Raw genomic sequence first — 15,831 nt, 5'->3', positions numbered from 1 at the left:
CAGATAAGTCCTGATCACGATGGCCCTACTGCAGATCGCCGAACCCGGCCAAAGTCCTCAACCGCACCAGCGTCGTCTGGCTGTGGGGATCGACTTGGGCACTACCAATTCGCTGGTCGCTGCGTTGCGCAGTGGTCTTTCCGAGCCGTTGGCCGACGCAAACGGGCAGGTCATCCTGCCGTCCGCTGTGCGTTACCACGCCGATCACGTCGAAGTCGGCGAGTCTGCCAAGCTGGCCGCCGCTTCCGATCCTTTGAACACCGTGCTGTCGGTCAAGCGCTTGATGGGTCGTGGTCTGTCCGACGTCAAGCAATTGGGCGAGCAACTGCCATACCGCTTTGTCGGTGGCGAATCGCACATGCCGTTCATCGATACCGTGCAAGGCCCGAAAAGCCCGGTCGAAGTCTCCGCCGATATCCTCAAGGTGCTGCGTCAGCGTGCTGAAGCGACGTTGGGTGGCGAACTGGTTGGCGCGGTGATCACCGTTCCTGCTTACTTCGATGATGCTCAGCGCCAAGCCACCAAGGATGCGGCGAAACTTGCCGGTCTGAACGTGTTGCGCCTGCTCAATGAGCCGACCGCTGCCGCTGTGGCGTACGGTCTGGATCAACACGCTGAAGGCCTGGTCGCGATTTATGACCTGGGCGGCGGTACTTTCGATATTTCGATTCTGCGTCTGACAGGCGGTGTTTTTGAAGTTCTGGCCACTGGCGGCGACAGCGCGCTGGGTGGCGATGACTTCGATCACGCGATTGCCGGCTGGATCATCGAGAGCGCGGGCCTGTCTGCCGATCTCGATCCGGGCGCACAACGCAATCTGCTGCAAACCGCTTGCGCGGCCAAAGAAGCCCTGACCGATGCGGCCAGCGTTGAAGTGGCCTATGGCGACTGGAAAGCACAGCTGACCCGTGAAGCCTTCGATGCGCTGATCGAGCCGATGGTCGCTCGCAGCCTGAAAGCCTGCCGTCGCGCCGTTCGCGATTCCGGTATCGAGCTGGAAGACGTGCACGCTGTGGTCATGGTCGGCGGTTCGACTCGCGTGCCGCGCGTTCGCGAAGCCGTTGCCGAAGCCTTCGGTCGTCAGCCTCTGACTGAAATTGACCCGGATCAAGTGGTGGCCATCGGTGCCGCGATCCAGGCCGATACATTGGCAGGCAACAAGCGCGATGGTGGCGAACTGCTGCTGCTCGACGTGATTCCGCTGTCCCTGGGTCTGGAAACCATGGGCGGTCTGATGGAGAAGGTGATTCCGCGCAACACCACCATCCCCGTCGCTCGCGCACAAGATTTCACTACTTATAAAGATGGCCAGTCGGCCATGGCGATCCACGTATTGCAGGGCGAGCGCGAGCTGATCAGCGACTGCCGCTCGCTGGCGCGCTTCGAATTGCGCGGCATTCCAGCGATGGTCGCCGGCGCTGCGAAGATTCGCGTGACCTTTCAGGTCGATGCCGACGGTCTGCTCAGCGTTTCCGCTCGTGAGTTGGGTTCAGGCGTTGAGGCAAGCATTCAGGTCAAACCGTCCTACGGTCTGACCGACGGCGAAATCGCCAAAATGCTCAAGGATTCGTTCCAGCATGCCAATGACGACAAAGTCGCCCGCGTTCTGCGTGAGCAGCAAGTCGATGCCCAGCGCCTGATCGAAGCGGTGCAGGGTGCTCTGGAGGCGGATGGCGAGCGTTTGCTTGACGCTGAAGAGCGCATGGTCATCGATCTGCAGCTGCAGGAACTGGCCGAACTGATGAAAGGTACGGATGGTTACGCCATCGAGCAGCAGACCAAGCGTCTGTCGCAAGTGACCGATGCTTTTGCTGCCCGCCGCATGGATCTGACGGTGAAAGCCGCTCTGTCGGGGCGCAATCTGAATGAAATCGAGGATATCTGATGCCGCAGGTTATTTTTCTGCCACACGAGAAGTTCTGCCCTGAAGGCATGGTGGTCGAGGCTGCGCCCGGCACATCGATTCTCGAACTGGCCCACGAACACCACATCGAGATGGAAAGCGCCTGCGGCGGCGTCTGTGCTTGCACCACCTGCCACTGCATCATCCGCGAGGGTTTCGACTCGATGGAAGAGGCTGACGAGCTGGAAGAAGACTTCCTCGATCGCGCCTGGGGTCTGGAAGCGCAATCGCGTCTGGCTTGCCAGGCGATCGTCGGTGAAGAAGACATCACCGTCGAAATTCCGAAATATTCGCTTAACCATGCGGCTGAAGCGCCGCACTGACTGGTAAGACTGTCATGAGCTACGGTTGGAATGATGTTCAACGTATTGCAGAAGAATTGGCCGAGGCCAAACCGGGTGTAGATCCGTTTTCTGTCAATTTCGTCGATCTGCAGCAATGGATCAAAGAGCTGCCGGATTTCGACAATACCTCTGGCCGTGTTGGCGAGAAGGTGTTGGAAGCAGTTCAGACGCTCTGGGCTGAAGAATTGGACTGATCGTCCTCGCAGGTTAGGCAATACCCAAGAACCCGCGTATAATTCGCGGGTTTAATTTTTCGCAAATTACCGTTTCTGGAGTTACACCATGGCTGTTCAACGCACTTTCTCCATCATCAAGCCTGACGCTGTTGCAAAAAACGTCATCGGCGAAATCACCACTCGTTTCGAAAAAGCCGGCCTGCGCGTTGTAGCTTCGAAACTGAAGCAACTGTCCAAAGCTGAAGCTGAAGGCTTCTACGCTGAGCACAGCGCTCGTGGTTTCTTCGGCGACCTGGTTGCTTTCATGATCTCCGGTCCTGTTGTTGTTCAGGTTCTGGAAGGCGAAAACGCTATCGCTCTGAACCGTGAGCTGATGGGCGCTACCAACCCTAAAGAAGCTGCTGCCGGCACCATCCGCGCTGACTTCGCTGATTCCATCGACGCCAACGCTGTTCACGGTTCGGACTCCGAAGCCGCAGCTGCTCGTGAAATCTCGTACTTCTTCGCAGCTACTGAAGTAACCACTCGCTAAGCATTGGCTTAAGAGTGAAGGTGAATCCATGACTACATCGACTGTAAAAACCAACCTGCTGGGTCTGACTCAACAGGAAATGGAAAAATTCTTCGACTCAATCGGGGAGAAGCGTTTCCGTGCCGGTCAGGTAATGAAATGGATTCACCACTTTGGCGTCGATGATTTCGACGCCATGACGAACGTCAGCAAGGCCTTGCGCGACAAGCTCAAGGCCATTGCTGAGGTCCGTGGTCCGGAAGTGGTCAGCGAGGACATCTCCAGCGACGGCACCCGTAAGTGGGTGGTGCGCGTGGCGTCCGGCAGCTGCGTCGAGACCGTGTACATTCCCCAGGGCAAACGCGGCACTCTGTGCGTTTCGTCCCAGGCGGGCTGTGCCCTGGATTGCAGTTTCTGCTCCACCGGCAAGCAAGGCTTCAATAGCAACCTCACCGCCGCCGAAGTCATCGGTCAGGTGTGGATTGCCAACAAATCTTTCGGCAGTGTCCCGGCAACCGTCGACCGTGCCATCACCAACGTGGTGATGATGGGCATGGGTGAGCCGCTGCTGAACTTCGACAACGTCGTTGCCGCCATGCATCTGATGATGGATGACCTCGGCTACGGGATCTCCAAGCGCCGCGTGACCCTGTCCACCTCGGGTGTGGTGCCGATGATCGATGAGCTGGCCAAGCACATCGACGTTTCCCTGGCGTTGTCCCTGCACGCACCGAATGACGCATTGCGTAACCAATTGGTGCCGATCAACAAGAAATATCCGCTTAAGATGCTGCTCGAGTCGTGCCAGCGCTACATGTCCGCCCTTGGCGAGAAGCGTGTGCTGACCATCGAGTACACCTTGCTCAAGGACATCAACGACAAGGTTGAACACGCCGTCGAGATGATCGAGCTGCTGAAGAACATTCCGTGCAAGATCAACCTGATTCCGTTCAACCCGTTCCCGCACTCCGGGTACGAGCGGCCAAGCAACAACGCGATCCGTCGTTTCCAGGATCAGTTGCATCAGGCCGGTTTCAACGTCACTGTCCGCACCACCCGTGGTGAAGACATCGACGCTGCATGTGGTCAATTGGTAGGGCAGGTGCTGGATCGCACCCGTCGCAGCGAACGTTACATCGCAGTGCGCGAGTTGAGCGCCGACAGCGATCTGGCACAGAACGCCGCGAACACAAATTAAGAGAGGATCTCTATGTCCCTGCGCTTTGCGCTGCTGTTGCTGTTGGCCAGCCTGTGTGCTGGTTGTGTCCTGTCGGGTGACTACAACCCGATGAAGACCAGCAAGGGCCGCGATGAAGCGCGGGCTGCCTACGTGCAGTTGGGGCTGGGATACTTGCAGCAAGGCATGACCGAGCGGGCCAAGGTGCCGCTGAAGAAGGCGCTGGAAATCGACGGTTCCGATCCTGACGCCAACGCTGCCCTCGGGTTGGTGTTTCAGTCCGAAATGGAGCCTGAGCTGGCCGACGAACACTTCCGCAAGGCTTTGTCCTCCCGTCCCGCCGATGCGCGCATCCTCAACAATTACGGCAGTTTTCTCTACGAACAACAGCGTTATAAAGAAGCCTACGAGCGTTTTGAACAGGCGGCCGCCGATACCCTGTATCCTGAGCGTTCGCGTGTGTTCGAGAACCTCGGCATGACGGCGGCGAAGCTCGGTCAGCGTGATCTGGCGCAGCAACAGCTGGAAAAAGCACTGCGTTTGAACCGTCAACAACCACGCGCGTTGCTGGAAATGGCTGAGTTGTCCTTCGAAGACAGGCATTATGTGCCCGCGCGAGACTATTACGACCGTTTCAGCCAGTTGACCGAACAAAATGCACGTAGTCTATTGCTCGGCGTTCGGCTGGCAAAAGTGTTTGAAGATCGCGACAAGGCCGCCAGTTATGGCCTGCAATTAAAACGACTCTATCCCGGTACGCCGGAATATCAGCAATACCTGTCGGAGCAATGATGAAAGCGGCGCATCCCGAAGTTGTAGCAGCGAATCGCGTTAACCCCGGTGAGACCCTGCGCCAGGCCCGCGAAAGCAATGGCTGGTCGCTGGCCGAAGTGGCCCTCAAGCTCAACCTCACCGTGACTTCCCTGAGCAATCTTGAAGCCGGCGCTTTCGACAAGCTGCCGGGGCATACCTTCGCTCGCGGTTACATTCGCGCTTATGCCAAATTGCTCGGCATGGACCAAACCGTTCTGGTTCAGCAGTTCGACCAGTCCACCGGTACCGATTCCCAGGGCAGCAATGTTCACGCCCTCGGCCGTATCGAAGAGCCAGTGCGGGTTTCCCACACCATTTTGCGTATTGTCAGCCTGCTGTTGCTGATCGCGGTCATCGGCGGCGGTTTCGTCTGGTGGCAGGATCAGACATCCCAGCGCACCAAGGACCTGACGTCCCTGGCCCCTGAGCACGTTGAAGTCGAAGGTGCTGACGGCACGACTCAGATTCACCCGATCGACGAGCCGGAGGACCAGGCTGTCGAGGAAAACCAGGCCGATACTTCAACGGCGTTGGCGCTGCCTCAGTCGGAAACCACGGCTGAATCGACTGGTGCAGAAGGCGCTGCTCCGGCAACTGCTCCAGCAGCACCGGCTGCAACGCCGACCGCCCCGGTTCATACACCGGCGCCGGTTGTCGCTACCCCGGCTAGCCCCGCGCCAACCACTCCAGCGCCGACCGTCACCGCTCCGGTCGTTCCTGCTACACCGGCAGCGACCGCAGAAGCAACCGCTCCGGTGGCTGGCGATGGTCAGGTACAACTGCAGTTCAGCGCCGATTGCTGGGCACAAGTGACCGATGGCCGTGGCAAAGTGATTTTCAGTGGTCTGAAGCATAAAGGCGATAGCGTCACCGTTTCCGGCAAGCCGCCGCTTAACGTACGTCTGGGCGTTGCCCGCGCCGCGCAGGTCAGCTACAACGGCCAGCCGGTCGATATCGCTCCGTTCACCAGTGGCGAGACTGCTCGCCTGAAGTTGGGTCAATAAGTCATGCACGGCGAATCTCCAATCAAACGTCGCGTTTCGCGCAAGATCTGGGTCGGCAACGTACCGGTGGGCGGCGACGCGCCGATCGCGGTTCAGAGCATGACCAACAGCGACACCAATGACGTCGCCGCCACCGTTGCACAGATCAACCGTCTGGAAGCCGCTGGCGTCGATATCGTCCGCGTCTCGGTGCCGGACATGGACGCCGCCGAGGCGTTCGGCAAGATCAAGCAACTGGTCAAGGTGCCGCTGGTTGCCGACATCCACTTCGACTACAAGATCGCCCTGCGCGTGGCCGAACTGGGCGTGGACTGCCTGCGTATCAACCCGGGCAACATCGGTCGTGAAGACCGTGTTCGGGCGGTGGTCGATGCAGCGCGTGATCGCGGCATTCCGATCCGCATCGGCGTCAACGCCGGATCACTGGAAAAAGACCTGCAAAAGAAATACGGCGAGCCGACCCCTGCTGCGCTGGTCGAATCTGCTTTGCGTCACGTTGAGCACCTCGAACGCCTGAATTTTCAGGACTTCAAAGTCAGCGTTAAGGCCTCTGACGTGTTCATGGCCGTCGAAGCCTACCGCTTGCTGGCGAAAGAAATCGTTCAGCCGCTGCACCTGGGCATCACCGAAGCCGGTGGATTGCGTTCGGGCACAGTGAAATCCGCCGTGGGCCTAGGTATGCTGCTCGCCGAGGGGATTGGCGATACTATCCGCATCTCGCTGGCGGCCGACCCGGTCGAGGAAGTGAAGGTCGGTTACGACATTCTCAAGTCTTTGCATCTGCGTTCCCGTGGCATCAACTTCATCGCCTGCCCGAGCTGCTCGCGGCAGAACTTCGATGTGGTGAAAACCATGAACGAGCTGGAAGGGCGCCTTGAAGACCTGCTGGTGCCGCTGGATGTCGCGGTGATCGGTTGTGTGGTCAACGGCCCCGGCGAAGCCAAGGAAGCCCATATCGGCTTGACCGGCGGCACGCCAAACCTGATTTACATCGACGGCAAGCCGTCGCAGAAACTGACGAATGACAATCTGGTGGACGAGCTGGAAAAGCTGATCCGCCAGAAAGCGGCCGAAAAGGTCGAAGCTGACGCTGCGGTTATTGCGCGCGGCTGAGCCTGATTGAAGCGCCGAACGAATTTAAGGATTTAAAGTGAGCAAGTCTCTGCAAGCCATTCGTGGCATGAATGACATCCTGCCCGAGCAGACCCCGTTGTGGCGTTATTTCGAGGGCACCGTTGCGCGTCTGCTGGATAACTACGGTTACAAGCAGATCCGCATGCCGATCGTTGAATTCACCGAGCTGTTCAAACGCTCGATTGGTGAAGTCACTGACATCGTCGAAAAAGAGATGTACACCTTCGAAGACCGCAACGGCGACTCCCTGACCTTGCGTCCGGAAGGTACCGCGGCGTGCGTGCGTGCCGTACTCGAGCACGGCATCACCGGCGGTGGCCAGGTGCAGAAACTCTGGTACATCGGCCCGATGTTCCGCCACGAGCGTCCGCAGAAAGGCCGTTATCGCCAGTTCCACCAGATCGGTCTGGAAGTGTTCAATCTCGACGGCCCGGACATCGACGCCGAGCTGATCACCATGACCTGGCGCCTGTGGGGCGAGCTAGGCATTCGTGATGCGGTCAAGCTTGAACTCAACAGCCTCGGCACCAGCGAGTCCCGTGGGCGTTATCGTGAAGCGCTGGTCGAGTACCTCTCGGCGCACCACGACAAGCTCGACGAAGACAGCCAGCGTCGCCTGAAAACCAACCCGCTGCGCGTGCTCGACACGAAAAATGCCGACACTCAAGCGGTGCTGGTCGATGCGCCGAAAATGGCCGATTACCTCGACGACGAATCCCGTGCGCACTTTGAAGGTTTGAAAGCGCGTCTGGATGCCGTTGGCATTCCTTACGTGCTCAACCCGAAACTGGTGCGCGGCCTCGATTACTACAGCAAAACCGTATTCGAATGGGTCACCGACAAACTCGGCGCCCAGGGCACTGTTTGCGCGGGCGGTCGTTACGACGGTCTGGTCGAGCAAATGGGTGGCAAGCCGACCACCGGCGTCGGTTTCGCCATGGGCATCGAACGTCTGGTGCTGATGCTGGAAACCCTGGAGCAGATCCCGGAAGAAATCTCCCGTCAGGTCGATGTCTATCTGTGCGCCTTCGGTGAAGAAGCCGAGCTGGCCGGTCTGGCTCTGGCTGAACGTGTTCGTGATCAACTTCCAAACCTGCGTCTGCAAGTCAATGCCGGCGCCGGCAGCTTCAAAAGCCAGTTCAAGAAGGCCGACAAGAGCGGTGCGCTGTACGCACTGATCCTCGGTGACGACGAAATGGCCCAGCAAGTGGTAGGTTTCAAACCCCTGCGTGGCCAGGGCGAACAACAAAGCATTGCCTGGGATGCGCTCGCCGCTCACCTGGCCACCTGCGTCGTGCAGGGTTGAAGCTGTCCAAACAGCCGATTTAGCGATTAAGGAGTATTGGGGTGTCGAGTACCGAAGACGAACAGTTGGCGGATTTGAAGGACTGGTGGACACGCAACGGCAAACCTCTGGTCACTGGCGGCCTGTTGGCGCTGGTCATCGTGTTCGGCTGGCAGGCATATCACAAATACCAGAGCAACCAGTCGCAAGGCGCCTCGGTGCTCTATCAGCAACTGCTGGAAACCACGCTGACGCCTGACGGCAAGCCTGATGCGGCCCGCGTTGCGGATCTGGCCGGCAAGCTCAACAGCGAATTCAGCGGTTCCGCCTACGCGCAGTACGGCAGCCTGTTCGTGGCCAAAGTGGCGGTCGACAGCGGCAAGCTGGATGACGCCGCGGCCGAACTGAAAGCCATTGTCGACAAACCGGCCAACCCGGCGCTGGGCGAAATCGCCCGTCAGCGTCTGGCGCAGGTACTCGGCGCGCAGAACAAGGCTGAAGATGCCCTGAAACTGCTCGACGGCGATGCCGACAAAGCGTTCCTGGCCACTCGCGAAGAACTCAAGGGCGACCTGCTGGTACAGCTGGGCCGTACCGATGACGCGAACAAGGCGTATCAAAAAGCCAAGGCGGCACTGTCGGATGAAGCGGCGGTCGGTGGCCTTCAAATCAAGCTCGACGACCTGGCCAAAGGGGATGCGTGACGTGATCCGTTGGAAGCATGCAGCATTGCTGGCTCTGGCCCTTCTGGCCGCGGGTTGCAGCAGCAACAGCAAAAAAGAATTGCCACCGGCTGAACTGACCGACTTCAAAGAAGAAGTGGTTCTGCACAAGCAGTGGAGTCGTTCGATCGGTGACGGTCAGGGCGAAACCTACAACATGCTGGTGCCGGCGATCGACGGTGACACCATCTACGCCGCCGATGTAACCGGCGTGGTGATGGCCATGGATCGCGGCAATGGCGACGTGAAATGGAAGCAGGATCTTGACCTGCCTGTCTCCGGCGCCGTTGGCGTGGGTTACGGTCTGGTTCTGATCGGTACGCTGCGCGGCGAAGTCGTTGCTCTGGACACCAGCAACGGTGAAGAGAAGTGGCGCGCTCGTGTGAACAGCGAAGTCCTCGCGCCGCCGGCCAACAACGGCGACGTGGTGGTGGTACAGACCCAGGACGATCGTCTGATCGGTCTGGATGCTTCCACCGGTACTCAGCGCTGGGTGTATGACAGCACCCCGGCCGTGTTGACCCTGCGTGGCACCAGCGCACCGCTGGTCACCAACCGTCTCGCGGTGGCTGGCCTGTCGACCGGTAAAGTGGTCGCTCTGGATATTTCCAACGGCGTGCCGGTGTGGGAACAACGGATCGCGATTCCACAAGGTCGTTCGGAACTGGAGCGCGTGGTCGACATCGACGGCGGTCTGCTGTTGTCCGGCGGTACGCTGTACGTTGCCAGCTATCAGGGTCGCGTGGCGGCACTGGATCTGGAAAGCGGTCGTCAACTCTGGCAGCGCGATGCGTCGAGCTACGCCGGTATCGCTCAGGGTTTCGGCAGCGTTTACGTGAGCCTGTCCTCGGGCACCGTTGAAGGCGTCGACGAACGTTCCACCACAGCATTGTGGAGCAACGATTCGCTGGCTCGTCGTCAACTGTCGGCTCCGGAAGTGTTCTCCAGCTATGTTGCAGTCGGTGACCTGGAAGGTTATCTGCACCTGCTGAGCCAGGTTGACGGTCGTTTCGTCGGCCGTGAGCGCATCGACAGCGACGGCCTGCGTGCCCGTCCGCTGGTGGTGGGTGACACGATTTATGTCTATGGCAACAGCGGCAAACTGGAAGCCCTGACCATCAAGTAACAACTATGCTTGGGGTTAAACCCCCAGGCGGCCCCGGATTCATGGGGCTTGCAGCGCTAACAGGCGTTGCCCCGAGCACCAGCCGCTGCCTCGCAGCGGCTTTTGTATTTTCTGAAATAACGAAGTGGAGAGCCGCATGGTTCCCGTAATCGCCCTGGTGGGCCGACCGAACGTCGGCAAGTCCACCTTGTTCAACCGCCTGACCAGGACTCGCGACGCCATCGTCGGCGACTTGTCCGGTCTGACCCGTGATCGCCAGTACGGTGAGGCCAAGTGGCAAGGGCGTTCCTACATTCTGGTCGACACCGGTGGTATCTCCGGTGACGAGCACGGTATGGACGAAAAAATGGCCGAGCAGTCGCTGCTGGCCATTGAAGAAGCGGATGTTGTGCTGTTCCTGGTAGATGCCAAGGCCGGTTTTACCGCCGCCGACCAGATGATCGCCGAACACCTGCGCAAACGTAACAAGCGTTCCTACGTGGTCGCCAACAAGGTCGACAACATCGACCCGGAAATGGCCCGCGCTGAATTCGCCCCTCTGGGCATGGGCCACGCGATCCCGATCGCCGGTGCTCACGGCCGTGGCATCACGCAGATGCTGGAAATCGCCTTGGGTGATTTCCCCAAAGACGAAGAAGAGCCGGAAGACGGCGAAGAAGAGATCGTTGCCGAAGGCGAGGAAGCCAAGCGCATTCCTGGCCCGAGCGAAAAAGACGGGATCAAGATCGCCATCATCGGTCGTCCGAACGTCGGCAAGTCGACGCTGGTCAACCGCATGCTCGGTGAAGACCGGGTTATCGTCTATGACCAGCCGGGCACCACCCGCGACAGTATCTACATCCCGTTCGAACGGAATGAAGAGAAGTACACGCTGATCGACACCGCCGGCGTGCGCAAGCGCGGCAAGATCCACGAAGAAGTCGAAAAATTCTCTGTGGTGAAAACCCTGCAGGCGATCAAAGACGCCAACGTGGTGATCTTCGTGATGGACGCCCGCGAAGGCGTGGTCGATCACGACCTCAACCTGCTGGGCTTCGCCATCGAATCCGGTCGTGCACTGGTGATCGCGATCAACAAGTGGGACGGCATGACGCCGAGTGAGCGCGACTTCGTCAAGGTCGAGCTGCAACGTCGCCTGTTCTTCGTTGACTACGCCGACATCCACTTCATCTCGGCCCTGCACGGCACTGGCGTGGGTAACCTCTACGCGTCCGTACAGAACTCGTTCAAGTCGGCGGTCACCCGCTGGCCGACCAACCGTCTGACCCAGATTCTGGAAGACGCGGTGGGCGAGCACGCGCCACCGATGGTCAACAACCGCCGGATCAAGCTGCGCTACGCCCACTTGGGTGGTGCGAACCCGCCGATCATCGTGATCCACGGTAACCAGATCGAGAAAGTGCCGAAGTCGTACGTGCGCTATCTGGAGAACACTTACCGCCGTGTGCTGAAGCTGGTCGGTACGCCGATCCGCATCGAGTTCAAGGGCGGCGAGAACCCGTACGAAGGCAACAAGAACACGCTGACCGACCGCCAGGTCAACAAGAAGCGTCGCTTGATGTCGCACAACAAGAAAGCCAGCAAGAAGCGCCGCGACAAGAAATAAGGTCGCGGCTCGTTGATCGTTCCCACGCAGAGCGCGGGAACGATCAACATGAGAGAAGGGTGCCATCCGGCGCCCTTTTTTTATGGGCGCCGGATGGGCTATCCTCGGGCTCTCCCGCGCCGTCGTCAGAGCCGGGTGTTGAGCAGGGAACCCCCGATGATCACGAGTAAGCTGCCGAATGTCGGCATCACTATTTTCACGCAGATGTCTCAGCTCGCGGCCCAGACCGGAGCGATCAATCTGTCCCAGGGTTTTCCTGACTTCGACGGCCCGCAGTCCCTGCGTGACGCGGTCGGTCGGCACATCGCCAGTGGCCACAACCAGTATTCACCGATGACTGGCCTGCTGGCGCTGCGCGAGCAGATTGCGGCGAAAATCGCTCGCAGCTATGGCGTGCAAGTCAATGCCGACAGTGAAGTGACGGTCACGCCGGGCGCGACCCAGGCGATCTTCTGTGCGATTCAGGCGGTTATCCACAGCGGCGACGAAGTCATCGTGTTCGATCCGTGCTACGACAGCTACGAACCGGCGACAGAGTTGGCGGGCGGTCGTTGCGTACATGTACAACTGAATCCGAACGACTTCTCCATCGATTTCGATCAACTCGCTGCTGCCCTGAGTCCGCGCACGAAAATGATCGTCATCAACACCCCGCACAACCCGAGCGGCGCACTGATCAGTCGTGCCGAACTCGATCAACTGGCAGAGTTGATCCGTGGTCGCGACATCTACCTGATCAGCGACGAAGTCTACGAACACCTGGTGTTCGACGGCGTGCCGCACGTCAGCGTGCTGGCCCATGAAGAGCTGTATCAGCGCGCATTCGTGGTCAGCTCGTTCGGCAAGACCTATCACGTCACTGGCTGGAAAACCGGTTACGTCGTCGCGCCGCCAGCGCTGACCACCGAACTGCGCAAGGTCCACCAGTACGTCAGTTTCTGCGGCGTCACGCCGTTGCAATATGCGCTGGCCGATTACATGGCCGAGCACCCGGAACACGTCGAAGAGTTGCCGGGCTTCTACCAAGCCAAGCGCGATCTGTTCTGCGATCTGCTGGCGCCGTCGCGTTTCACCTTCACCCGAGTCACCGGCACCTATTTCCAACTGGTCGATTACTCGCAGATCCGTCCCGACCTCAACGACGTCGAGATGGCCATATGGATGACCCGCGAACACGGCGTGGCGAGTATTCCGGTGTCGGTGTTCTACCAGAACCCACCGCAAGGCCAGCGCCTGGTGCGCCTGTGTTTTGCCAAACGCGAGGAGACGCTGCGCGAAGCGGCGGCAAAACTATGCGTGATCTGAGTGCGTTACCCGATCTCAACCTGGCGCTGATCCAGACCAGCCTGGCCTGGCATGACCGCCAGGCCAACCTTGAACATTTCGCGGTGTTGCTGGAGCAGGCGCGCGGGGCGGATCTGATCATCCTGCCGGAAATGTTCACCACTGGATTCTCCATGGAATCTGAAACCCTTGCCGAAGCCGAGAATGGCCCGACCAGCAAATGGCTGCGGGTTCAGGCGGCAAAGCTCGATGCAATCATTACCGGCAGCGTGATCATTCAGGCCGCCGACGGCAGCCATCGCAATCGCCTGCTGTGGGCGCGGCCTGACGGTGAAGTGCTGCATTACGACAAGCGTCACCTGTTCCGCATGGCCGGCGAGCACAATCACTACACCCCCGGCGAACGTCAGGTGCAGTTCGAACTCAAGGGCTGGCGCATCCGTCCGCTGATTTGTTATGACCTGCGCTTCCCGGTGTGGAGCCGCGATGCGCAGGACACTGATCTGTTGCTGTACACCGCCAACTGGCCGGGCGCGCGGCGTCTGCACTGGAATCGCCTGTTGCCGGCGCGAGCCATCGAAAACCTTTGCTATGTGGCGGCGGTGAATCGCGTCGGCACGGACGGCAAGGGCTTCGCCTACACCGGTGACAGTCAGGTGCTGGATTTCCAGGGGGAAACCTTGCTGGCGGCGGGGGAGGCGGACGGGGTGTTCAAGGTGGTTTTGGAGGCGGCGTCACTGGCGGCGTATCGCGAGCGCTTTCCGGCGAATCTGGATGCCGACACCTTCGAGTTCACCTGAGGTAACTGATCGTTCCCACGCTCTGCGTGGGAATGCAGCCCGTGACGCTCCGCGTCACTGGACGCAGAGCGTCCCTTGAGGCATTCCCACGCAGAGCGTGGGAACGATCGCAAAACCTGTAGGCAAAAAAAGGCCCCGGAGTTCAAACGCCGGGGCCTTTTGCATTTCAGCGATCGATTACGCTGCTTTCGCCTCAGGCTGGCTCAGCGAGCGGTTCAGCGCGCTGAACAGGGCCTTGAAGCTGGCCGTGGTGATGTTTTCATCGATGCCCACGCCGTGCACTGCACGTTCGCCGTTCACACGCAGTTCGATGTACGCCGCTGCTTTGGCGTTGGTGCCCGCGCCGATCGCGTGTTCGTTGTAGTCCATGATCTCCACCGGAATCGGCAGACCGGCGACCAGTGCTTCCAGCGCACCATTGCCCTTGCCGCGCCAGTGCAGGTTGGTTTCGCCCTGACCTTTGCTTGCCACTTCCACTTCGACGGCGCTGTTGCCGTTTTCTTCCTGCAGGCGATGGCTGACCAGCGCATACGGGGTGTTGGCTTGCAGGTATTCGCTGATCAACAACGAGTGAATCTGTTTGGCGGTCATCTCCAGGCCGAGACGATCGGTTTCACGCTGCACGACCTGGCTGAATTCGATCTGCATGCGACGTGGCAGGCTGATGCCGTACTCCTGCTCCAGCAAGTAGGCGATACCGCCCTTGCCCGACTGGCTGTTGACGCGAATCACCGCCTCGTAGCTGCGGCCGATGTCGGCCGGGTCGATCGGCAAGTACGGCACTTCCCAAAGAGCGTCCGGTTTCTGCTGGGAGAAGCCTTTACGGATCGCATCCTGGTGCGAGCCGGAGAACGCAGTGTGCACCAGGTCGCCAACGTACGGGTGACGTGGGTGAACCTGAATCTGGTTGCACTCTTCGACCACTTTGCGCACGCCGTCGATGTCGGAGAAGTCCAGCTGCGGGTCAAGACCCTGGGTGTACATGTTCAGGGCGACGGTGACGAGGTCAACGTTACCGGTACGCTCGCCGTTGCCGAACAGGCAGCCTTCGACGCGATCGGCGCCGGCCATCAGGCCCAACTCGGTAGCGGCGACACCGGTGCCACGGTCGTTGTGGGTGTGCAGGCTGATGATCACGCTGTCACGACGGTTGATATTGCGGCCGAACCACTCGATCTGGTCGGCGTAGACGTTCGGGGTCGCGCACTCGACGGTGGCGGGCAGGTTGAGGATCATCTTGTGCTCAGGCGTCGGGTTCCACACCTCGATCACCGCGTCACAGACTTCCTTGGCGAATTCCAGCTCGGTAGCGCTGAAGGTTTCCGGGGAGTATTCGAAAGTCCACTCCGTGTCCGGCTGCATCGCCGCGTATTTGACGAACAGCTTGGCGGCGTTGACTGCAATGGCCTTGATACCGTCCTTGTCCTGGTTGAAGACGATGCGACGGAAAGAAGGCGAGGTGGCGTTGTACAAGTGAACGATGGCTTTTTTCGCACCGCGCAGGGATTCGAACGTACGCTCGATCAAATCTTCACGGCCCTGGGTCAGCACCTGAATGGTGGTGTCGTCCGGGATGTGGCCTTCTTCGATGAGGGTACGCACGAAGTCGAAGTCAGTTTGCGAAGCGGCCGGGAACGAGGCTTCGATTTCCTTTACACCGACCTGCACCAGGGTTTTCCAGAAGCGCAGCTTTTTCACCGCGTCCATCGGCTCGATCAGCGACTGGTTGCCGTCACGCAGGTCGGAACTGCACCAGATCGGCGCGGTGTCGATGGTTTTCGACGGCCAGGTGCGATCCGGCAAGTTGATGACGGGAAACGCGCGGTATTTCGAAGACGGATCTTTGAGCATGCTCATCGGGAAATTCCTTATTGTCTGGGCCGAAAAGAGGCGGCCTGCCGGTGTTACGAATGTTCTTGGAAAAGCGTGGGACGAGGTGCCGCGAT

At 59.5% G+C, this 15,831-nt stretch carries 15 protein-coding genes; 14 read left to right on the top strand and 1 reads right to left on the bottom strand.

Features of this window, described 5'->3' with window-relative positions; translation table 11 throughout:
* Window positions 1-19 precede the first annotated feature (19 nt).
* The 14 genes from hscA (at window position 20) to AB4O01_RS14495 (ending at window position 13,885) form a co-directional block, all read left to right on the top strand.
* The gene (hscA, locus tag AB4O01_RS14560) at window positions 20-1,885 is read left to right on the top strand and encodes a Fe-S protein assembly chaperone HscA (RefSeq protein WP_093430652.1); all 1,866 of its coding nucleotides are present in this window, start codon (window positions 20-22) and stop codon (window positions 1,883-1,885) included.
* Window positions 1,885-2,226: an ISC system 2Fe-2S type ferredoxin gene (fdx, locus tag AB4O01_RS14555; protein WP_007916885.1), complete on the top strand. Its 342-nt coding sequence runs from the start codon at window positions 1,885-1,887 to the stop codon at window positions 2,224-2,226. The genes hscA and fdx overlap by 1 nt, the downstream gene beginning before the upstream one ends.
* Window positions 2,227-2,240: 14 nt before the next feature.
* The gene (gene iscX / locus AB4O01_RS14550) at window positions 2,241-2,441 is read left to right on the top strand and encodes a Fe-S cluster assembly protein IscX (RefSeq protein WP_008084655.1); all 201 of its coding nucleotides are present in this window, start codon (window positions 2,241-2,243) and stop codon (window positions 2,439-2,441) included.
* An 88-nt stretch (window positions 2,442-2,529) separates the two neighbouring features.
* On the top strand, window positions 2,530-2,955 hold the full coding sequence (gene ndk / locus AB4O01_RS14545; protein ID WP_007916882.1) for a nucleoside-diphosphate kinase: 426 nt from the start codon (window positions 2,530-2,532) through the stop codon (window positions 2,953-2,955).
* A 28-nt stretch (window positions 2,956-2,983) separates the two neighbouring features.
* Entirely contained in the window at window positions 2,984-4,132 is a 1,149-nt protein-coding gene (rlmN, locus tag AB4O01_RS14540) for a dual-specificity RNA methyltransferase RlmN (RefSeq protein ID WP_016984373.1), read from the top strand.
* Window positions 4,133-4,144: 12 nt separating this feature from the next.
* On the top strand, window positions 4,145-4,903 hold the full coding sequence (pilW, locus tag AB4O01_RS14535) for a type IV pilus biogenesis/stability protein PilW (protein WP_093430650.1): 759 nt from the start codon (window positions 4,145-4,147) through the stop codon (window positions 4,901-4,903).
* Window positions 4,903-5,928 carry a RodZ domain-containing protein gene (locus tag AB4O01_RS14530; RefSeq protein WP_093430649.1) on the top strand — a complete coding sequence of 342 codons (1,026 nt, stop codon included), beginning with the start codon at window positions 4,903-4,905 and terminating at the stop codon, window positions 5,926-5,928. The genes pilW and AB4O01_RS14530 overlap by 1 nt, the downstream gene beginning before the upstream one ends.
* A gap of 3 nt (window positions 5,929-5,931) precedes the next feature.
* The gene (ispG, locus tag AB4O01_RS14525) at window positions 5,932-7,041 is read left to right on the top strand and encodes a flavodoxin-dependent (E)-4-hydroxy-3-methylbut-2-enyl-diphosphate synthase (protein ID WP_003227888.1); all 1,110 of its coding nucleotides are present in this window, start codon (window positions 5,932-5,934) and stop codon (window positions 7,039-7,041) included.
* A 37-nt stretch (window positions 7,042-7,078) separates the two neighbouring features.
* A complete protein-coding gene (hisS, locus tag AB4O01_RS14520) occupies window positions 7,079-8,368 on the top strand; it encodes a histidine--tRNA ligase (RefSeq protein WP_016984369.1) in 1,290 nt (429 codons plus the stop codon).
* A gap of 41 nt (window positions 8,369-8,409) precedes the next feature.
* Window positions 8,410-9,051: a YfgM family protein gene (locus tag AB4O01_RS14515; protein ID WP_093430648.1), complete on the top strand. Its 642-nt coding sequence runs from the start codon at window positions 8,410-8,412 to the stop codon at window positions 9,049-9,051.
* A complete protein-coding gene (bamB, locus tag AB4O01_RS14510) occupies window positions 9,044-10,195 on the top strand; it encodes an outer membrane protein assembly factor BamB (RefSeq protein WP_034156262.1) in 1,152 nt (383 codons plus the stop codon). Before AB4O01_RS14515 ends, bamB begins: the two co-directional genes overlap by 8 nt.
* Before the next feature lie 136 nt (window positions 10,196-10,331).
* Window positions 10,332-11,801, top strand: a complete 1,470-nt coding sequence (gene der / locus AB4O01_RS14505; RefSeq protein WP_093430647.1) for a ribosome biogenesis GTPase Der — start codon at window positions 10,332-10,334, stop codon at window positions 11,799-11,801.
* A gap of 156 nt (window positions 11,802-11,957) precedes the next feature.
* Window positions 11,958-13,106, top strand: coding sequence for a pyridoxal phosphate-dependent aminotransferase (locus tag AB4O01_RS14500; RefSeq protein WP_460092191.1), 1,149 nt, complete (start codon window positions 11,958-11,960; stop codon window positions 13,104-13,106).
* Window positions 13,094-13,885: an amidohydrolase gene (locus AB4O01_RS14495; protein WP_460092189.1), complete on the top strand. Its 792-nt coding sequence runs from the start codon at window positions 13,094-13,096 to the stop codon at window positions 13,883-13,885. Before AB4O01_RS14500 ends, AB4O01_RS14495 begins: the two co-directional genes overlap by 13 nt.
* Before the next feature lie 177 nt (window positions 13,886-14,062).
* Here AB4O01_RS14495 and leuA read toward each other — a convergent pair whose 3' ends face one another.
* Entirely contained in the window at window positions 14,063-15,742 is a 1,680-nt protein-coding gene (gene leuA, locus AB4O01_RS14490; protein WP_007916856.1) for a 2-isopropylmalate synthase, read from the bottom strand.
* Between the last annotated feature and the right edge of the window lie 89 nt (window positions 15,743-15,831).

It is taken from the genome of Pseudomonas sp. S2_E02 (assembly GCF_054668355.1).
This window is presented reverse-complemented; position numbering and strand designations above follow the sequence as displayed.